At 40.9% G+C, this 18251-nt stretch carries 23 protein-coding genes; 5 read left to right on the plus strand and 18 right to left on the minus strand.

Translation table 11 applies throughout. From position 1 onward, the window contains the following. Window positions 1-14: 14 nt before the first annotated feature. The 15 genes from era to STRDD12_RS08100 form a co-directional block, all read right to left on the minus strand. A complete protein-coding gene (era, locus tag STRDD12_RS05580) occupies window positions 15-911 on the minus strand; it encodes a GTPase Era (RefSeq protein ID WP_066915953.1) in 897 nt (298 codons plus the stop codon). Between the two features lie 35 nt (window positions 912-946). Next, window positions 947-1354, minus strand: a complete 408-nt coding sequence (locus STRDD12_RS05585) for a diacylglycerol kinase family protein (protein WP_066915954.1) — start codon at window positions 1352-1354, stop codon at window positions 947-949. Further along, on the minus strand, window positions 1335-1832 hold the full coding sequence (ybeY, locus tag STRDD12_RS05590) for an rRNA maturation RNase YbeY (protein WP_066915956.1): 498 nt from the start codon (window positions 1830-1832) through the stop codon (window positions 1335-1337). Before ybeY ends, STRDD12_RS05585 begins: the two co-directional genes overlap by 20 nt. Before the next feature lie 150 nt (window positions 1833-1982). Beyond that, entirely contained in the window at window positions 1983-2558 is a 576-nt protein-coding gene (locus STRDD12_RS05595) for a uracil-DNA glycosylase family protein (RefSeq protein WP_066915958.1), read from the minus strand. A gap of 19 nt (window positions 2559-2577) precedes the next feature. Continuing rightward, complete coding sequence (locus STRDD12_RS05600) at window positions 2578-3540, minus strand: PhoH family protein (RefSeq protein ID WP_066915960.1); 963 nt, start codon at window positions 3538-3540, stop codon at window positions 2578-2580. A 27-nt stretch (window positions 3541-3567) separates the two neighbouring features. After that, window positions 3568-3789, minus strand: a complete 222-nt coding sequence (locus STRDD12_RS05605) for a YozE family protein (RefSeq protein WP_066915962.1) — start codon at window positions 3787-3789, stop codon at window positions 3568-3570. Window positions 3790-3798: 9 nt separating this feature from the next. Beyond that, the gene (locus STRDD12_RS05610; RefSeq protein WP_066915964.1) at window positions 3799-4677 is read right to left on the minus strand and encodes a CvfB family protein; all 879 of its coding nucleotides are present in this window, start codon (window positions 4675-4677) and stop codon (window positions 3799-3801) included. 72 nt (window positions 4678-4749) lie between these two features. Next, window positions 4750-5307: a ribosome recycling factor gene (gene frr, locus STRDD12_RS05615; protein WP_066915966.1), complete on the minus strand. Its 558-nt coding sequence runs from the start codon at window positions 5305-5307 to the stop codon at window positions 4750-4752. Window positions 5308-5321: 14 nt separating this feature from the next. Next, window positions 5322-6056, minus strand: a complete 735-nt coding sequence (pyrH, locus tag STRDD12_RS05620) for a UMP kinase (RefSeq protein ID WP_066915968.1) — start codon at window positions 6054-6056, stop codon at window positions 5322-5324. Between the two features lie 73 nt (window positions 6057-6129). After that, window positions 6130-6363 (minus strand): hypothetical protein, encoded by a 234-nt coding sequence (locus STRDD12_RS05625; RefSeq protein ID WP_066915970.1) that lies wholly within the window; start codon window positions 6361-6363, stop codon window positions 6130-6132. A gap of 18 nt (window positions 6364-6381) precedes the next feature. Next, window positions 6382-7140, minus strand: coding sequence for a hypothetical protein (locus STRDD12_RS05630; protein WP_066915972.1), 759 nt, complete (start codon window positions 7138-7140; stop codon window positions 6382-6384). Window positions 7141-7143: 3 nt separating this feature from the next. Beyond that, window positions 7144-8037, minus strand: a complete 894-nt coding sequence (locus STRDD12_RS05635; protein WP_231853446.1) for an ABC transporter ATP-binding protein — start codon at window positions 8035-8037, stop codon at window positions 7144-7146. Further along, window positions 8024-8443 (minus strand): Msa family membrane protein, encoded by a 420-nt coding sequence (locus tag STRDD12_RS05640; protein WP_066915974.1) that lies wholly within the window; start codon window positions 8441-8443, stop codon window positions 8024-8026. The genes STRDD12_RS05635 and STRDD12_RS05640 overlap by 14 nt, the downstream gene beginning before the upstream one ends. Before the next feature lie 13 nt (window positions 8444-8456). Next, window positions 8457-8933: a CPBP family intramembrane glutamic endopeptidase gene (locus tag STRDD12_RS05645; protein WP_066915976.1), complete on the minus strand. Its 477-nt coding sequence runs from the start codon at window positions 8931-8933 to the stop codon at window positions 8457-8459. A gap of 71 nt (window positions 8934-9004) precedes the next feature. Continuing rightward, window positions 9005-9487, minus strand: coding sequence for a helix-turn-helix domain-containing protein (locus STRDD12_RS08100; RefSeq protein ID WP_082753066.1), 483 nt, complete (start codon window positions 9485-9487; stop codon window positions 9005-9007). A gap of 651 nt (window positions 9488-10138) precedes the next feature. Here STRDD12_RS08100 and STRDD12_RS05655 point away from each other — a divergent pair. The 4 genes from STRDD12_RS05655 (at window position 10139) to STRDD12_RS05675 (ending at window position 13143) form a co-directional block, all read left to right on the plus strand. Further along, on the plus strand, window positions 10139-10561 hold the full coding sequence (locus STRDD12_RS05655; protein ID WP_066915978.1) for a hypothetical protein: 423 nt from the start codon (window positions 10139-10141) through the stop codon (window positions 10559-10561). Then, complete coding sequence (locus STRDD12_RS05660; RefSeq protein WP_066915980.1) at window positions 10548-11609, plus strand: replication initiation factor domain-containing protein; 1062 nt, start codon at window positions 10548-10550, stop codon at window positions 11607-11609. Before STRDD12_RS05655 ends, STRDD12_RS05660 begins: the two co-directional genes overlap by 14 nt. Before the next feature lie 222 nt (window positions 11610-11831). Further along, window positions 11832-12035 (plus strand): DUF3173 family protein, encoded by a 204-nt coding sequence (locus tag STRDD12_RS05670; protein ID WP_066915984.1) that lies wholly within the window; start codon window positions 11832-11834, stop codon window positions 12033-12035. Beyond that, a complete protein-coding gene (locus STRDD12_RS05675) occupies window positions 12028-13143 on the plus strand; it encodes a site-specific integrase (RefSeq protein WP_066915986.1) in 1116 nt (371 codons plus the stop codon). Before STRDD12_RS05670 ends, STRDD12_RS05675 begins: the two co-directional genes overlap by 8 nt. 667 nt (window positions 13144-13810) lie before the next feature. Here STRDD12_RS05675 and rplA read toward each other — a convergent pair. Continuing rightward, the gene (gene rplA / locus STRDD12_RS05680) at window positions 13811-14500 is read right to left on the minus strand and encodes a 50S ribosomal protein L1 (protein ID WP_066915988.1); all 690 of its coding nucleotides are present in this window, start codon (window positions 14498-14500) and stop codon (window positions 13811-13813) included. A 95-nt stretch (window positions 14501-14595) separates the two neighbouring features. Further along, a complete protein-coding gene (rplK, locus tag STRDD12_RS05685) occupies window positions 14596-15021 on the minus strand; it encodes a 50S ribosomal protein L11 (protein WP_066915990.1) in 426 nt (141 codons plus the stop codon). A 154-nt stretch (window positions 15022-15175) separates the two neighbouring features. On the opposite strand from rplK, the gene STRDD12_RS05690 reads away from it, so the two are divergent. Further along, the gene (locus STRDD12_RS05690; protein WP_066915992.1) at window positions 15176-15529 is read left to right on the plus strand and encodes a DUF3397 family protein; all 354 of its coding nucleotides are present in this window, start codon (window positions 15176-15178) and stop codon (window positions 15527-15529) included. 31 nt (window positions 15530-15560) lie between these two features. Here the strand turns inward: STRDD12_RS05690 and STRDD12_RS05695 are convergent, their stop codons facing one another. Further along, on the minus strand, window positions 15561-17954 hold the full coding sequence (locus STRDD12_RS05695) for a DNA translocase FtsK (protein WP_066916245.1): 2394 nt from the start codon (window positions 17952-17954) through the stop codon (window positions 15561-15563). Between the last annotated feature and the right edge of the window lie 297 nt (window positions 17955-18251).

Raw genomic sequence — 18251 nt, forward strand, 5'->3', positions numbered from 1 at the left:
CTGGCCCACCTCTTTTAGTATTCTTTCTTGTTGTAACCAAAGTCTGCCAAGTCCAGCTTTTTATCGCGCCAGTTCTTTTTGACTTTGACCCAAGTCTCCAAAAAGACTTTATCCCCTAGCATTAACTCAATATCTTGCCGGGCCAAGGTCCCAATCTTTTTAAGCATGGCCCCTTTTTTACCGATGATAATCCCTTTTTGACTGTCACGCTCAACCATGATGGTCGCTCGAATGTGGACTTTATCCGTGTCCTCGTCCCGTGTCATGGCATCGATAACAACAGCCACCGAATGAGGGATTTCCTCCCGTGTCAAGAGCAAGACCTTTTCACGAATCATCTCAGACACCAAGAACCGTTCCGGATGGTCCGTGATTTGATCAGCAGGAAAATATTGAAAACCCTCTTCAAGGTTTTCACTCAAAACATCCACCAGATGTGAGACGTTATTGCCTTGCAAGGCAGAAATCGGAATGATTTCTTTAAAGTCCATCTGATTTCTAAAATCATCAATCTGTTCTAGGAGTTGGTCAGGATGGACCTTGTCGATTTTGTTAATAACTAGGATAACGGGCACCTTGGCTTCTTTGAGGCGGGCGATAATCATATCATCTCCCTTACCACGCGCTTCATCAGCAGGCACCATAAACAACACCGTGTCCACTTCTCTCAGGGTACTATAAGCGGATTCCACCATAAAATCACCCAAGGCTGTTTTGGGTTTATGAATCCCTGGCGTATCAATAAAAACGATTTGTTCCTTGTCCGTTGTGTAAATGCCCATGATTTTATTGCGCGTTGTCTGCGCCTTATCACTCATGATAGCAATCTTTTGCCCCATGACATGGTTCAAGAAAGTGGACTTGCCCACATTGGGCCGACCAATAATAGCCACAAAGCCTGATTTAAACATAAACTTCTAGACCTCTCCTGAGGCCTTCCTCCCTTTTAGTGAAAAATGATTTGCCAAATTTTCGGAATGAAGATGAGACAGCCGACAATAGCAGCACCCGCTGACATAACCAAAACTGCCCCGGCAGCCATGTCCTTAGCATTTTTTGCCAGCATGGAAAAGTGGTAGTCACTAGCCAAATCAACGACATTTTCGATGGCCGAGTTGATAATCTCCATCACCATGACCAAACAAATACAAAAGACCAGTGCTACCCACTCCAGACGAGACACCTGAAAAATTAGCCCTGCAATCAATACCAGAACAGCAGAGACCAGGTGTTTACGCATATTGCGTTCTTCTTTAAAAGCAGTGAAAACGCCCGTCAAGGCAAACTCCAAACTAGACACCATGGTCCGGTTCTTCCATTTGCGTGGCGATGAATTAGTGTCGTGTGAGGCCATAAGCAGTTAAAATCTCTTCTTGCAAGCTGAACATTTCTTTTTCTTCTTCAGGCGTGTAGTGATCGTAGCCATTAATGTGTAAAAAACCATGCACGGCTAAAAAGCCCATTTCACGCTCAAAAGAGTGGCCGTAGTCTGCCGCTTGTTCACGCGCCTTGTCGACCGAGATAAAGAGTTCGCCGATATAGCTATCGTATTCTGCCAACATTTCTGCCAGGTCTGGGTCCTCTGCCAAATCTTCCTCATCAAAACTAATCGGAAGTTCAGGCTTATACTCCAAACTGATAACATCCGTTGGACGGTCCGTCTCCCGGTAGGCCAAGTTCAGCTCATGACTGCGCTCATTGGTTACAAAGGTCACGGCCATTTCCTTGTCTTCTTTGCCAGTCTTTTTGGCAGCAAAGTCCAGCAAATCCAAGGTCTGTTGTTTAATCGCATCAGACACTTCATTGGTCTCATCAATCAATTCGACGTACATAGCTCACCTCTCATCTTACTTTTCTACATTATAACACAAAAATAAGCTTCCACCACTTCAAGACCCTGATAGCAGGTCGCTCCCCCATTTTCAAAAAGAGCCCGAGGAAAAGACCTCGGACTCACATGCCCCTTGCTTGGGCATGCTCCTTTATTTTTTTAGGATATCAGCGATGGTTTGTTTGAAAACAGGTAAAACGTCCGCTTCAAACCACGGATTTTTGGACATCCAGATTTGGTTACGTGGCGAAGGATGTACCAAGGGAAAATAAGTCGGCAAATAAATCGCAAAGTCTTGAACCGTCGCGGTTAAGGTTCGTTGAGCCTTGTCTTTGAGATAGTATTTCTGAGCGTAAGACCCCACCAGGACAAAGAGTTCCACATGTGGCATCGTGGCTAAAAGTTTTGGATGCCACTTGTCTGCAAAGCCTTTTCGTGGGGGCAAATCGCCTGATTTCCCATGACCAGGAAAGTAAAAATCCAAAGGCAAGATGGCCAACTTGTCGGACTGGTAAAAGGTTTCACGGTCAATCCCCATCCAGTCTCTGAGGCGGTCACCCGACGGGTCGTCCCAGTAACGGCGTTTGGCTTCTGCCTTAGCGCCAGGAGCCTGCCCCACAATCACAATTCTTGCCGTTTTTGGCGCTGTGTAAAGCGGGTCAATCCCACGTGCAGTAAAATCTGCATTTTGAGGGTCTTGTTTGATTGCTTCAAAAATAGAATCCATCTGACTGTCCTTTCTGAGACTATGCGTCCTCGCGTTCTGACTCGTAGGCCTTGATGATGTCAGCCACCACAGGGTGGCGTACCACGTCCTGAGCTGAAAAATGAACAAAATCAATCTGCGAAATGCCTTGCAATTTCTCTTTGGCGTCAATCAACCCTGATTTCACTCGGCCAGGTAAGTCAATCTGACTGGTATCTCCGTTGACAATCATCTTAGAGTTAAAGCCTAAACGGGTCAAAAACATTTTCATCTGCATGATGGTCGTGTTTTGAGCTTCATCTAGGATGACAAACGCATCTTCTAGGGTCCGCCCCCGCATATAAGCCAAAGGTGCTATTTCAATCGTATCACGCTCCATAAGGCGAGTCGTCTGTTCTTTCCCCAAGATGCGATAAAGGGCATCATAAACCGGACGCAAGTAAGGGTCCACCTTTTCCTTTAGGTCCCCTGGCAAAAACCCTAAACTTTCGCCAGCTTCGACAGCTGGACGGGTCAAGATGATACGCTTAACCTGACCACGTTTTAAAGCCGTGACCGCCAAAGTCACTGCTAGAAAGGTCTTTCCTGTCCCAGCAGGCCCAATACCAAACACGACATCATGTTGCTTGATACTATCCACATAGACCTTTTGTCCTAGCGTTTTGACACGGATAGGTTTTCCAGCGTGGTCTTTAATAATTTCTTCCTCATAAAGAGCAACAAATTTGTCAATTTCCTTATTTCTCGCCATGGTGAGGGCCGTGACCATATCAGAGCTATTGATCACCATCCCTCTGCCGACTAAGACCAGCAAGGCTTGAATTATCTGACGCACCAATTCAACCGCAGCTTCCTCTCCGATGACTTGAATCCGCTCGCTCCGGGCATGAATGGTAACACCAACTTCATCTTCCAAAAAACGCAGGTGACGTTCATTGCTCCCAAACAGGGATAAGACATCATCCGGGTGCGCTAAGGGAATTTCAATCGAGTAATGAGACATAGTTCTCCCTTTCATTCTTTGCATTGTTTAAGCTAAGGCCGCCTCATAGGCCTCCCAAATCCGGTCAAACTCTGACAAGGAAAAGGCAAAGCTCGCCTCTTCTTCTAGAAAACGACTCACCTGATCAAAGTCACTAGATTGCTTGGGAAAATCCGCCTCGTAAAAAACATGTTCCGCCAAGTCTGCCATCCCCGCATCCGTCCCATGGTGACGTTGCGTCATGAGCCAATGATAAAATGATTTGCGCATAGGCCTCCTCTAGTCTTTATCGCTTGAAAGCTCAGCCAGTAGCTCCGTTCCACTTGCGTCCTGACGAATGCGCCCTTTTTTCATTAGACCACCCAGCGCTTTTTTAAATTGCCCCTTGGAAATTCCAAAGGTGGCCTTAATCTCTTCTGGGGTAGACTTGTCATTTAAGGTCATAAAGCCACCAACAGTCTCTAGATAAGTCACAATCATTTGAGCATCATTGTCGAGCATTTCAAAGGAACGGGGTTTGAGAGACAGGTTGAGCGTGCGATCAACCTGACGGTAACCGATGACACGCGCCTCTAGAACTTGACCCAGACGGGGTTCTTGGTACCGTTCACTGGGGTGAATAAAGCCCAACATATTGTTATCAGGGAGGTAAACAAAGGTCCCAGATAATTTGAGGCGATAGGGAATAGCTTTGAGCGTTTGGTTTTGCATATTACCATAGGCAGGCCCTGCTAATTGTTGAAAAGCCTCTTGGTCAGCTAGTTGCCCCCACAAGCGGTCTTTCTTATCCTTGTAGAGCGCGATGTAAAGCTGATCCCCTTTTTTAGGCCAAAGCTCTTTCATCTCAGGAAGATGATCTAAGGAGACAACGATATCCTTATCTGGAAGGCCTGTGTCGACAAAAACGCCCAAGTCTTTGCGAACTTCGGTCACACTTCCCCAACCGTAGTGGCCCAAACGTGCTTCTTGTTTTTTTGTCGTTAGGCGCCATTTTTTGTGGCTATCTTGGTAAACAAAACCGCGCACACTTTGCCCCAAACGGTAAGCTCCCTCGGCCTTATCCAAAGCCAGTGTCTGCCCATCCTTTTGGACAAAGTAGTATTTTTCATTTTCGTCTGTGACGATTCCCGTCACTAGAGTTGCCAATAATTGTGACATAGTTCTCTTTTCTAGCTGAGTAGGCTTTAGCAAAAGGAAGCCAGTCGGTTTCCCAACTGGCTCACGTCATGCTTAGACCTCAAGCAATTCTTTTTCCTTGTTGGCCGTCATGGTATCAATGTGTTTAACGGCTTCATCTGTCGCTTTTTGGATGTCTTTTTCCAGACCTTTGAGCTGGTCTTCGGTAATTTCTTTGGCTTTTTCTTGCTTTTTAGCCTCATCCATGGCATCGCGACGGATGTTACGAATCGCTACCTTGGCATTTTCACCAACTTTTTTCACTTCTTTAGCCAGTTCTTTACGTGTTTCTTCCGTCAAGGCTGGGATAACCAATCGAATAACTTCCCCATCGTTGGCTGGTGTAATACCAATGTCAGAAGCATTGATTGACCGTTCAATTTCCTTGAGGGCTGACTTATCAAATGGCGAAACCAAAAGCACACGTGCCTCTGGAACTGTGATAGAAGCCAGTTGGTTAAGAGGGGTCATCGCTCCGTAGTATTCCACTTCGATGCGGTCTAAGAGACTGGCATTAGCGCGACCAGCACGGATGCTTCCAAATTCCCGCGCCAAGGCTTGGTGAGACTGCTCGAAACGGTCTTTCGCTTTTTGGATAATTTCTTGTGTCATGTGTCTGTTTTCTCCTATTCGTTTTCGTTCTTATTTGTCACAGTGGTTCCGATTTGTTCACCCAGAACCACACGTTTGATATTACCAGGTTGATTGAGGTTGAAGACTACCAGGTCGATATCATTGTCCATGGACAGTGAGCTGGCCGTAGAATCCATGATTTTCAAGCCACGTTTGAGCACTTCCATGTGGGTCAACTCATCAAACTTAAAGGCGTCTGCATTTTTTCGTGGGTCGTCATTATAGACCCCGTCGACACCATTTTTAGCCATCAAAATGGCATCCGCATCAATTTCTGCTGCCCGAAGCGCAGAGGTCGTATCTGTTGAAAAATAGGGAGAACCAACACCTGCAGCAAAAATCACAATACGTCCTTTTTCCAAATGACGCAGGGCCCGTCCTCGTACATAAGGCTCAGCCACTTGTTGCATGTTGATAGCGGTTTGTACTCGGGTATCTACACCGATTTGTTTGAGACTGTCGGCCATCACCAAGGCATTCATGACCGTTCCCAGCATACCTGTGTAGTCTGCTTGAACACGATCCATGCCCGCCTGAGAGGCAGGTTCGCCACGCCAGAGGTTTCCACCTCCGATAACTAAGGCAATCTCTACCCCAAAATCATGCACTTCTTTAATCTCACGAGCGACAGCCTGAACCGTTGGCAAATCAATACCAACACCCCTCTCACCCGCTAGGGCTTCTCCTGACAACTTAATCAAAATACGCTTATATTTGGCTTCAACCATCATTTCACTCCTTGCACGTTATCCTATTTATTTTACCACAAAAAGCATTGATAGCCTAGGAGGAAAGAAGGATTTATGGAGGAAAATCTCCAAAGAAAAATGGTAGTCTAATATTTACCAATTTTTTATGAGCTAAAATATAAGCCATAGTTTTAGCGTCAGTAAGACTCCCCAAAATCATCGGGAGGACAAGCGAGCCTAGAGCCCCGCAAATACTTAAAATAACACCCAATAAAAATAATAATTGATATGGTACAATCAACTGCCTGTATTGCAGTTGATTTGTGGAAATTCTTTTTCTTACCATAAGAACCTCCTACAATCATTAGTACTCCAATTTACGATAAAATCTAAGCGAAAGCACGTAGATACTAATAAAATACACAGCAAAGACAATTGTTGTAAGGAGAATTGCAAAACCAAAGGACAAATTATTGAGCACATTTATATAACCATTTGGAAAAATGAATCTCAGATGTGTGAGAGATGGTGCTATAAATGAGAACAGAGCAAAAACAATCCCAACCAACATCGTAATGCCGTTAGAAAAGGAAATAGAAGCAAGATTAGCAATCATAGAACAAAGCAGAAAGACTAATACCGTCCCTGTTATGCTAACCAATGTATACTGTATATCAGCACTAGCCCTTGGCAGAAAATTTCCAGAAGTATAAGGCTGATGAATAAGATATAAATAATATGTAATCAGTGACATAATCGCCGTTAACCCGATATACAAGAATTGAAGGAGTATAATCGCACCAATTTTTGCATTTAAGACTAGACGACGACTAATGTCTTTATAGAGATACATAATTCCTGTAGTGATTTCATCTCGAAAGACGGTACTCGATATATAGATAAAGACCACGAGTGGTAGCGTAATCTGATATTGTGTCGATAATACCGCACTAAAAAATTCTAAAAAGCTCATTGAGCCTGGCGGCGCACTTAATCTCATAAAATTCGTATTAAACAAGCCGACAACAATCAAAAGCAGTGGAAAAAAACTGAATGCAAGAGCTATTTTGGATTCAGTTTTCTTCAGTAGTGCCTTAAAAAAAGGTATAGTCAAATAGTTCATTATTTAATCCTCGCTAAAGAGTCGCTCTAAGCTTTCTTTCTTAGACAATATTGTTTTAATTGATTGAGTAGCTGCGAGTTGCTCCAAAATTTCATTGAGAGCACGATTATCTTCTACATTCGTGATTTCAACTTTATCTTCATAATAAAGCAATCCATACTCAGCTACCAATTTATCGATACTAGACACACTATTATCCTGACGCTCGTCCTCCCTATTCAGTTCAATTATAATGCTGTTTTGTTCAGACTTAAACTGACTTTGAATAACACCCTGATCAATGAAAAGGTATCTATTACAAAGGTCCTCCAACTCTGCGAGTTGGTGACTAGAGACGATCATTGAAGTTTTATTTGTCTGTGCCCACTCTTTCAAAATCGTTAAAAGATTTTTCACACCAATAGGATCCAGACCGACAAAAGGTTCATCAAGTAGAACAAACTTAGGCTTTGTAATCAAGGCTAAGGCCAGGGCGGTCCGCTGCTTCATCCCGAAAGAAAAATCAGATGGCTTTCTAGTTCTCGCTTCCCACAAACCTACCAAGCGTAAAGTGCTCTCAATATTTGGTAGGTACTCTTCCTTTTTATGAATTTTCAAAAACAACTTTAAATTTTCCTCCACACTAATCTGAGGAAAGTAGACGGGGTCAATCATAATACCAAAGTCATTAAGAATATTATCTTCTTTAAAAATATTTTTACCTCTGAAAAAGACTTCTCCTTCTGTTGGACGTTGTGATTTTGCCAAGAGCTTAAGCAATGTACTCTTCCCTGAGCCATTTTTCCCAACAAGTCCTACGATATCACCTTCTTCAATGACAAAGCTAGCGTTTTTCAAAGAATAGAAATCGTTTTTCCGATATCTTTTTCCAAGGTTTTTGACCTCAATTATTTTCATACTTGTTCCTTCTTTCAATCAACTTCAAGCATAAGAATTCTACTAAAAAATATAGCAAGGCAACAAATATAATCTGTGACAAATCCAGCAAATTCGAATTTACTCTAATATACATTTCTCCACTTGAAATCACATTATTTTCAATAAAATTAATCCAACTTTGACTATGGTATAACAAAACTCCAATTATCAAGTACATAATCAAAGACATTGAAGGAAAACTATAGCAATAGTTACCTTTTTTTCCTCCTTTATCAATGGCCAAAGCAGACAGCGTTATATTCATTATTATAGGAAAAAAATAAATGATAGAAATAAAGCCCAAAATAGACATACTATCTAAAAATATAGTTGCTACAAAAACTAATATTACGTTTATCAATATAGCAGTAATCAAATAAATCATAAAAATTCTCCTTTTAAGATAAACTACCAATAAGCACATTGTAGAACCAATGAAGGCCAATTGAATATTGAATTCCATACCTATCTGCCAACAAATATAAAATGATACTTGACGGAAATTTAATTAGTAAATTTGCTAAAAAATCACCATTTAAGTGAAGAATCACGGCAAACAGCATCGAACCAATAAAAATAGCTTGTCGTCTTGGATAATAAGATAACAATGCAGAAAATAAAATATATCTAAACAGCAATTCCTCGCAAGTTGCTATTATAAACGCATGTGCAACTTCTACGAAATTTAGAAAAAGGTAAGAAAACCCTACAATTGCTACCCCAAGTATTACAGCAACCAAAATATTTAAATTTATCTCTTTGATCTTATAACCTAATATTTTAAATATTAAAAGGGGTATAATGACAAAGCCGAAAACTGCAGAAGTCGCAATTGTTAGATTAACGAGGATTCGATTATTTATCTGATGTAACATACAGCTATTGATTTAACTAAAACGCTATGTTTTATTAGGTTCTAATAAGGTTTAAGTTACTAAAAATAGGGTTATTTTGTTTCTGTTGTTTCCGAATTGTTGCCAGTCTGTACTTTACTGCTGATTTCTTTTAATTCTTTTTTTAAATCTTGAACAATTGTATTCAACCACTCTTTTTGTTTATCAGTTTTAGCCAATAACTCTACGAGTTGGTCGAGAGAATAGCCAGTTTCTTTGGTAGCAATGACTAAACTCATTTTAGTATCCCTTATGTTAGATGTTCCTATATCGATAATTTCTTCTTCTGTAAGAGTATCAAGTTCGTTTTTAAAGTTGTGCATATCTATATTTTTATCTGAATTACCGAGTAAATAATCGGAAGTTGTTCCCAAAATGGCAGTTAACTTTATCAAATTTGTAAAACTAGGTTCTCTGTTACCTTTTTCCCAGTTCGTATATGTAACACGATTGATACTAAGTTCATCTGCAATTTGTTGTTGTGTTAATCCTCGTCTTTTTCTAAGCGCGGATAGTCTATCTGAGAAAATTGACATAGGTCCTCCTTTTTGTATCGAAACGACACTTTCCTCTTGACAATGTATCAAAATGATACTAAAATAGAAGTATCAAAACGATACTTTAACAAAGTATATCATTTTGATGATTAAATTTCAAAGGGGGTATATAACCTATGATTGTATAAAAAAGTCTTTGAAGAAAAAATCCTCAAAGACTAGTAATTTTGGTTTCTTGTTGCTAGTAGCTAGTAACTAGTAGCAGGAGCGAGCGTAAGCCAGCGACTGCGGGCACTAGTGGGCACTAGCGGGCACTAGCGGGCACTAGCAACAAGAGGGATAGTTACTAGTAGCTAGTAACTAGTAGCAGGAGCGAAAGCGTAAGCCAGCGACTGCGGGCACTAGTGGGCACTAGCGGGCACTAGTAACTATCAGTAACATAGTATTTCACAAACTTTTAGTAGAAAAAAGACCTACAATCTCTAATAGGTAGGTCTAAAAGACATTGAAGAGCCCCTAAACCCTTGGGAGAGTAGGTGCGGAGTGCATTTTATTGAACGAAATCGCTTTGGCGCTTAGAGCCACAAGGGAACAGGGCCTGTTTGATGTCTTTTGCCGAAAGACAAGTGAATTTCAGCAAGGAAAAAAGATTGTGAAATTTATCAAACATATAGAAAAGGAAAAATTTAAATGGAAAAATTTAAAATAACTGCAACACAATTTATTAAAGGTGAGTTTGAATTTGACAAGGAGCAATTTGAGGTTCCAAGAATATTAAGAGTTGATTTCTCAAAAGCAAGAGAAAGATATGAATATGCTGAGATTAATGGAGAAAGTACAAAAACTGATAAAATCGAACGGTACACGGTTTATTCTAAAGAGGGGGAATTAGCTCAGTTCCTTGAAGAAAAAGGTATGGTTTCTGAGATTGGAGAATTGAAAGACTTTGTATTTGAGATTTCAGGTGATTTGGAGAAAGTCAAAATGTTTAAAGATAAAGGTTTAACTCGTTATATCATTCTGACAGATTATGTTATTAAACCAAAATGGAATGGTTCTAGACAATGCTTTGATGGAATTAAATTAGAGGTAAGAGAATTTGAAGAGGAGTAATACAGTCACTATTGACTGGTTTGCTAACACAGTCAAACCAGTTGACGATGCTGATTATATTAGGTCTTGTAAATATGTAGTTGAAGAATTACTAAAATTAAATTTTAATGATTTTGTTCTTGAGTTGTACGGTACAAATCGATATAACCATCATTTTGTCTATGCAGATATTAAGGTTTACTTTTCTCTTAATGATGATAATTCAATGAATTATGGAATGGGAATATTTACCGAGATGAGGGGGCAAGGGTGTAGGCAATATGAACAATTTATGAATGGTTCAGTTAATAACTGGAGCGCTTTAATAAGTCGGTATCTTAATGATTGCGCACATTTTACAAGGTTAGATGTAGCGAATGATATTTATGATGGAAGTTTATCTGTTCAAAAAATATACGAATATTGCAAACAAGGCTTGTGTATTAGCTATTCAAAAAAATATGAATATCACGAAACTGGTAGACTTGAAGATGGCGAAATTGTTGGAGAAACTATAAATATTGGGAAAAAAGGAAGTAACTCGCAACAGTGGGGAGTATACAATAAGCTGATGGAACAAGGAGAGAAAGCAAGCGATATTGGAATTAACTCATGGGTTCGATCGGAGTTGAGATTATTTGGAGATAAGGCTGTTTTATTTGCTCAAAATATGGCTTCGAAGAAACCATTGAAAGATTTGTTTTTTTCTGTATTAGCAAGTCATTATCGTTTCGTTTTATCAGATAAATACTCAATAGATACAAAAAAATCCAGAAGGGAAACTGTTTCATGGTGGAATGAATATATCCAAACAAAGGAGCGTACAAAATTGAAAACAATCAGAGAAGAGACTACTTTGCTAAAGTCAAAAGAATTTCTAGAAACTCAAGTTGCACGAACGCTTACTAAGGTTTATAAGGCTTATGAGAGTTCCCAAGGTGTAGAATTTGCAAATGCGTATATAAATTATTTGTTAGCTATTGGACTTGAAAAAATGAATGATAAAGATTATACAGAAGTCAAAGAATTTTCGATTGAGCAAAATAACAATTTTACATGGGGGGAATAAAAATGACTAAAAAGATTGTTATTTTCTTTGATAAAAGATTAGAAATGGACTTTCGTATAATACGATTTGGGAAAAGTTTGTTGATAAGCGAGGAACTAGATAATATTTATATGTTCATGAATGATAAAAATTTATGGACTAGATGCAAAAAAAGATGCGTGAAAAATCACACATCAAAATAAAAAACCAAAGTAATTATAACATGAAAAGGAGAAAAAAGCTATGTTCGTAACAAAAGAAGATTTAAAAAAATTGGGTTTTGGAAATTATCAAGCATATAGTTTGATTAAACAAGCTAAGGCTTTGATGGTACAAAAGGGTTTTGCTTACTATAATTCTAAGGGATTGGGTCAAGTTCCTGTGGAAGCTGTTGAGGAGATTTTGGGTACAAAATTAAATTTTAAGGAAGTGGAAGAATATGCCTAAAATCCCTCATGTATATTATGACAAGGCTAGTAAATCTTATTATACGGTTGCTTCTCTAGGTTTTGATGAAGTGACTGGTAAGAGAATGCAGAAAAAGAAAAGAGGGTTTAAAACACAAGCAGAAGCTAAGAAATGGTATGATGATTTTATAGCGAAACACTCAAAAAAAGCTATTGTACATGGTGCAACTTTAACGGTTGAGTTGTTCTTGGAAAAATATTTTGTACCTCACTATCAGAATAAAGTGACAGCTCGGACATTTATGACATTTTCTTCTAAGCTGAAAAGATTGAAATATTTTTATCCTATGAAAATGGTTGATGTTAAACCTATTCATATAAAAAAATGGCATACAGATATCTTGGAAGAAGGTTTATCTAATAACTACTTAAAAGATTTACATCAAACAGTAAAAGAATTATTTGATATGGCTCTTACTTTGGGTGTTGTCAGTGAAAATCCTGCTAGGCAGGTAGGAAATATGAAGAGGACTAGAAAAAAGGTTGATTTTTGGACAAAAGAAGAATTTGAAAAATTTATCAAAACATTTGAAAAAAATGACCTTGTAGAACATTTGAAATATACCTGTTTTCTATTTCTCTTTATGACAGGATTGAGGATTAGCGAATTACAAGCCTTAACGTGGGAAGATGTTGATTTTGAAAATAAAGCTGTACAAGTCAATAAGTCTATGTTTTATCAAAATAAAAATAATTGGCAAATTAACCCCACAAAAACTTTTTCAAGTAATAGAAAAATCTATCTTGATGCCATGACGATTAAGGCACTATCCTCATGGAAAGAACATCAGAAACAGCTAGGAAAAATAAGTTTTGTCTTTTCTTATAACTGTTTACCTGTGACTAAGACAATGCTTGCTAATAGCATGAAGAAACACGGAGAAATAGCAGGAGTCAAAAGTATTCGTATACATGATTTAAGGCACTCCCACGCAAGTCTATTGCTATCTTTGGGTATGAATGACCTAGAACTTAAAAATAGGCTAGGACATGCGGATATACAGACGACTTTAGGAGTATATTCTCATCTTCGCCCTTCTGCAATGAAAGAGGTGGCGGATAAACTAGAGGGGGTAATATCGCTTTAGTTTTAATCACGGCTTTCGTATCACTAGCGAAGTCTGTTATACGAAAACGGAGATTATAAAAAGGTAGCAAGATTATATCTTACTACCTTTTTGTTGCCAAAATGTTTCCACTCGGCTAGTGTTAAGTGTTTAAACGTTGATTTAACGCTATTTTCACTAATTTAACTCTTATTTATCTGAAATAAGAGTAATATCATACTCCCAACATTCATAAATAATCCAGCAAGTATCACAACACATAGCGATATTGTTATTACCTCAAACCGCTTCTTTACCTTAATCATAATAAATCACTTCATCTCACACTAATAAAAAAGTTGAGAGAAGCAACTACCTTTCTCTCAACTACAACTATAGTGACAACACATCTAGTAAACTAGTAGGTTTACATTACCAGTGCCACTTCTTACCTCTGTACCCAAAAGAAACGATACCTAAGTTTACTTCATGGCGTGAAAATAACCTTTTAAGGAACCGCATGATACTCGCCTCCTTTCATCAATTATTTTAGGTTAACCTATTTCCTTTTTTCATACCATTATATTGTAATCGTTTTCTTTTGTCAAATTTAAAACGCTTCCCCAATATTTATTTTAAAAAATTAAATATACCGATTTTTTGAGAAAGCAAAAATCCCCCAGGTTTCCCTGAGAGACTTTCTCTTTGCTTACAATGAGTTTGCATCTACCTTGATACCAACACCTTGTGTGGTAGAGATAGAAAGGTTTTCGATGTAAGTTCCTTTAGCAGAAGCTGGTTTTGCTTTTACGATAACATCGTTGAAAGCTTTAAAGTTTTCCAACAATTTGTCTGCATCAAATGAAACTTTACCGATGATAGCTTGCACGTTACCTGCACGGTCTGCACGGTAAGTGATTTTACCACCTTTAGACTCTTCAACGGCTTTAGTAACATCCATTGTTACGGTACCAGTTTTAGGGTTTGGCATGAGGTTACGTGGTCCAAGGACACGTCCAAGACGACCAACAACAGCCATCATATCTGGTGTTGCGATAACCACGTCAAAGTCTAACCAACCACCGTTGATTTTAGCGACAAGGTCTTCTTCACCGACAAAGTCAGCACCAGCTGCTTTAGCTTCTTCAGCTTTAGCACCACGCGCAAAGACCAAGACACGTTGTGTTTTACCAGAACCGTTTGGCAAAACCATTGCCCCACGGATTTGTTGGTCTGCTTGTTTTACGTCGATGTTGAGGTTGTATGCTACTTCAACAGTTGCGTCAAATTTTGCAAAGTTTGTTTCTTTTGCCAAAGCGATTGCTTCTTCAGCAGTGTACGCTTTTGTTTTGTCTACTTTTTCCAAAGCAGCACGTAATTGTTTGCTTTTTTTAGCCATTTATGATTTCTCCTTGTAATGTGGTCTAACGATTTGCATCTCCCACGTCACTCATCTCAAGATGAAGTTCCTGCGGGTTGTTTGGGTGTCAGTGATTAGTCAGTGACAGTGAATCCCATTGAACGAGCAGTACCTTCAATGATACGCATTGCAGCTTCGATGTCTGCAGCGTTCAAATCTGGCATTTTTGTTTCAGCGATTTCTTTAACTTGTGCACGTGTCACAGAAGCTACCTTAACGGTGTTAGGTGTTCCTGAACCTTTTTCCACGCCAGCTGCTTTTTTCAAAAGAACAGCTGCTGGAGGTGTTTTAGTGACGAATTCGAATGATTTGTCATCGTAAACTGTGATAACAACTGGGATAATCATACCAGCTTGGTCAGCAGTACGTGCATTAAATTCTTTGGTGAAGCCCATGATGTTGATACCAGCTTGACCCAAAGCAGGTCCAACTGGAGGAGCTGGTGTTGCTTTACCAGCAGGAATTTGAAGCTTCACGATGTTTTCGACTTGTTTAGCCATGTGTAAAATCCTCTCTTTGTGGTTCACTCGGTAATTGTAGATTTTTACCTCCCACAGGCATGCAAGAACGCATACCAATTAACTATACCTCATTTTAAATGAAATTTCAAGGCTTTTTATTTACACTTGGTCACTTTCGGGGTACAATAACACTATGATATACAAGATTTTAGCTGTCGCCCTGCTCTTTATTACGCCGTTTTTTGCCGTTATCCTCACCAAACTCTTTGGTTTACGCAAACGTGGCCTGCTCTTTACCGACCTCGCTTTGGTTTTCTATGCTGTTGAGGCGGTCTGGTTATCGAGCCTCTTTTTCACACATCTGATTTTGCCAGCCTACCTGCTTTTGCTAGCCCTTTTGGCTATTGGAGTTACTTTCTTTTTGCTCTTTCGGAGTAAAAAAGCCTTTGGCTACAAACGTTTCTTTAAACTTTTTTGGCGACTCGGATTTTTAGCCACTTTGGCTTTTTACCTGGTCGAACTGGCCCTAATCTTTTTAACAGCTTAAAAAGCTAGGACATCTGTCCTAGCTTTTTTTCTTACTTTTGTAAAACTTTCCGCGGTTTGGTTCCCTCGGCTGGACCGATAACGCCAGCGGCTTCGAGTTCTTCCATAAGGCGTGTGGCACGGTTGAATCCAACAGAAAGACGCCGTTGTATCATTGAGGCACTCGCTTTTTGCGACTCAATCACCAAGGCCTTAGCCTCCTCAAAAAGAGGGTCGCCCTCAGGTTCACTTGAATCACCAAACCCACTAGATGAGTCATTTTCAGAAACTTCACCTGGATCAAAAGTCTCGTCGTAGTCGGCTTCAGCTTGCGATTTAATGAAATCTACAATATGTTCGACATCATCATCAGAAATAAAGGAGCCTTGCAGACGGATGGGGTGGTTTTCATCAATTGGTTTAAAGAGCATGTCCCCACGACCCAAGAGTTTTTCAGCACCATTTTCATCTAGAATGGTGCGTGAGTCCGTTCCGCTAGATACTGCAAAGGCTATGCGTGAGGGGACGTTTGCCTTGATGAGACCAGAGATGACATCCACTGATGGCCTTTGCGTCGCTAAAATCATATGAATCCCAGCCGCTCGAGCTTTTTGCCCCAAGCGAATAATAGCATCTTCGACTTCTTTACTAGCAACCATCATGAGGTCAGCCAACTCATCGACAATGACAACGATAAAGGGCAGAGGCGCCATCTTATCGTCTGCTGTGTCGTTATAGGCAGCAATCTTGGCATTGTAACCAGCCATGTTGCGCACCCCATACTTGCTAAAGAGTTCGTAACGATTTTCCATCTCGTCAACCACCTTTTGCAAGGCGCGGGCCGCCTTACGTGGGTTGGTCACAACGGGGATGAGGAGGTGGGGAATATCATTATAGACCGAAAGTTCGACCATCTTAGGGTCAACCATGAGAAACTTCACCTGGTCAGGACGTGCTTTCATCAGAATGCTGGCAATAATGCCATTAACCGCCACCGATTTCCCTGAACCTGTGGACCCTGCCACGAGAAGGTGGGGCATCCGCCCCAAATCAAAGGAACGAACCGAACCGTCAACGGCCTTACCCAGAGGAATTTCCAAGAGGTTATCTGGTGAGGTTTTGGACTGCTCCCAAAGCTCCCGATAACTCACCGTGGCCACTTCAGCATTTGGCACCTCAATCCCGACCAGAGACTTCCCTGGAATGGGCGCTTCAATCCGGACATCCTTGGCAGCTAGAGCCAGCGCCAAGTCATCCGCAAGATTTGAAATGCGGTTAACCCGCACGCCGACAGCTGGTTTGATTTCGTATTTGGTAACCGACGGGCCGATTTCGGCTCGCTCAACCGTCGCTTGGATATTAAAGCTCTTAAAGGTATCTTCTAGGGTTCTAATATTTTGGCGAACCAGCGATTTTTCCCGTGACTGGTTCTTTGGCTTATCTGGAGCAAAAAGACCGATGCCCGGCAGACGGTAATGACTCTGACGCACTGGCCTTTTGCTGGCTGGCTTATCACCGAGCAAGCCGTCCATGTCGATTACCTCGTCCTCATCAGCCAGCGCCTCCTGCTCAGAGGAAGCCCGAGGGGCCATTCCGTCTTCATCATGACTAACAATTGCTGGTTCTGCCAAACGCTCTGGCAGGGACACCTCATCCAAGCTAGCTGGAGTTTCTAGGATTTCACCCGTTTCAAGGTCAACTGGCAGTTGGGCTAAGCGACTAGCTTCTTCGGCTTGAGCTTGGGCTTGGGCCTCAGCTTCCGCCTCAGCCTGGGCCTGGCGTTCGGCTTCTAGTGCCGCGCGTTCCCGCGCTTTTTCCTCTCGGCGAATGGCCCGCTCTTCTGAAGCTTGGCGCCATTTTTCCTGATAAAAACGGATAAAATCACCGATATCCTCTACGGTCCAAGGACTGGCCAGAAAGGCGCCCAAAAGGATGAGCAGGCCTGCAATGATATAGGTGCCGACATTCGCAAATAAAAAGGCCACTGGATAATAAAGACTGGCGCCTAAGAGACCCCCACCTGCAAAGTGAACGACCTTAATCGCCGTCACATCTGGCAAAACTTGTGACAAGACCACCCCAAAAGGAGATTGGCCACCAAAAGCGGGTTTGCCCATAAGGTTGGCTTGCCAAATCAACAAGAGGCCGATGAAAATGGTCAGTAAACCAGAAGTCAAACCTTCTCTATCTTTAATCCAGCGATGTCCCAGCAAATACCCAATCAAAAGGACAATGGCTAGCGGTGCCAAAGACCCGACTAGCAGACGGGTGATATTATAGAGGCTCAGCCCCAAAACACCCAGGCGAAAAAGGGCAAATAAGAGTAACATCACGGTCAAAACCGTCACAATCATCCTTTTAACTGCCTGACGTTTTTCTAGCTCTGCCTTCGTTGGGCGCTGGCTCCGGCTTTGTGTTTTCTTTTTCGTGTTTTTCGTTTTTCCCATAAGAGTCATTTTATCACAAATCAGCTCTAAAAGGGAGAGGACTATCAGATAAGCTAGCGAAGGAGTCCCTAGAATTTCGCCATTCGAAGAAGCTGGACCCCCGCCTTGTGCCATCAATAGCCCCTTCCTCTAGGAAACCTCAAATATGTCACTTCAAACTTGCAAGCTTGCTTGACTCCCTCTCCTCCTTTGACGGCCTGACAAGCTTTCAGCCCAGGAAATCTCAAAAGGCAATTGTCAAAAAAGCCCTAGTTTTGGTATAATTTAAGGGAGTATACTTGTACTCGTTATCGCTTA

This window comes from Streptococcus sp. DD12 (assembly GCF_001578885.1).
Taxonomy (GTDB): domain Bacteria; phylum Bacillota; class Bacilli; order Lactobacillales; family Streptococcaceae; genus Streptococcus.

Bases quoted from the DNA above. Each gene is read 5' to 3' on its own strand.
- STRDD12_RS05600 (WP_066915960.1), bottom strand. From the start codon at position 3,540: ATGTCTCATTACTCGATTGAAATTCCCTTAGCGCACCCGGATGATGTC.
- STRDD12_RS05640 (WP_066915974.1), bottom strand. From the start codon at position 8,443: ATGATTTATTTGATTACTGCTATATTGATAAACGTAATATTAGTTTTT.
- frr (WP_066915966.1), bottom strand. From the start codon at position 5,307: ATGACACAAGAAATTATCCAAAAAGCGAAAGACCGTTTCGAGCAGTCT.
- STRDD12_RS05695 (WP_066916245.1), bottom strand. From the start codon at position 17,954: ATGGGAAAAACGAAAAACACGAAAAAGAAAACACAAAGCCGGAGCCAG.
- ybeY (WP_066915956.1), bottom strand. From the start codon at position 1,832: ATGTACGTCGAATTGATTGATGAGACCAATGAAGTGTCTGATGCGATT.
- STRDD12_RS05595 (WP_066915958.1), bottom strand. From the start codon at position 2,558: ATGGATTCTATTTTTGAAGCAATCAAACAAGACCCTCAAAATGCAGAT.
- STRDD12_RS05630 (WP_066915972.1), bottom strand. From the start codon at position 7,140: ATGAACTATTTGACTATACCTTTTTTTAAGGCACTACTGAAGAAAACT.
- STRDD12_RS05645 (WP_066915976.1), bottom strand. From the start codon at position 8,933: ATGTTACATCAGATAAATAATCGAATCCTCGTTAATCTAACAATTGCG.
- rplA (WP_066915988.1), bottom strand. From the start codon at position 14,500: ATGGCTAAAAAAAGCAAACAATTACGTGCTGCTTTGGAAAAAGTAGAC.
- STRDD12_RS05690 (WP_066915992.1), top strand. From the start codon at position 15,176: ATGATATACAAGATTTTAGCTGTCGCCCTGCTCTTTATTACGCCGTTT.
- STRDD12_RS05635 (WP_231853446.1), bottom strand. From the start codon at position 8,037: ATGAAAATAATTGAGGTCAAAAACCTTGGAAAAAGATATCGGAAAAAC.
- era (WP_066915953.1), bottom strand. From the start codon at position 911: ATGTTTAAATCAGGCTTTGTGGCTATTATTGGTCGGCCCAATGTGGGC.
- STRDD12_RS08100 (WP_082753066.1), bottom strand. From the start codon at position 9,487: ATGTCAATTTTCTCAGATAGACTATCCGCGCTTAGAAAAAGACGAGGA.
- STRDD12_RS05675 (WP_066915986.1), top strand. From the start codon at position 12,028: ATGCCTAAAATCCCTCATGTATATTATGACAAGGCTAGTAAATCTTAT.
- STRDD12_RS05625 (WP_066915970.1), bottom strand. From the start codon at position 6,363: ATGGTAAGAAAAAGAATTTCCACAAATCAACTGCAATACAGGCAGTTG.
- pyrH (WP_066915968.1), bottom strand. From the start codon at position 6,056: ATGGTTGAAGCCAAATATAAGCGTATTTTGATTAAGTTGTCAGGAGAA.
- rplK (WP_066915990.1), bottom strand. From the start codon at position 15,021: ATGGCTAAACAAGTCGAAAACATCGTGAAGCTTCAAATTCCTGCTGGT.
- STRDD12_RS05585 (WP_066915954.1), bottom strand. From the start codon at position 1,354: ATGGCCTCACACGACACTAATTCATCGCCACGCAAATGGAAGAACCGG.
- STRDD12_RS05670 (WP_066915984.1), top strand. From the start codon at position 11,832: ATGTTCGTAACAAAAGAAGATTTAAAAAAATTGGGTTTTGGAAATTAT.
- STRDD12_RS05605 (WP_066915962.1), bottom strand. From the start codon at position 3,789: ATGCGCAAATCATTTTATCATTGGCTCATGACGCAACGTCACCATGGG.
- STRDD12_RS05610 (WP_066915964.1), bottom strand. From the start codon at position 4,677: ATGTCACAATTATTGGCAACTCTAGTGACGGGAATCGTCACAGACGAA.
- STRDD12_RS05655 (WP_066915978.1), top strand. From the start codon at position 10,139: ATGGAAAAATTTAAAATAACTGCAACACAATTTATTAAAGGTGAGTTT.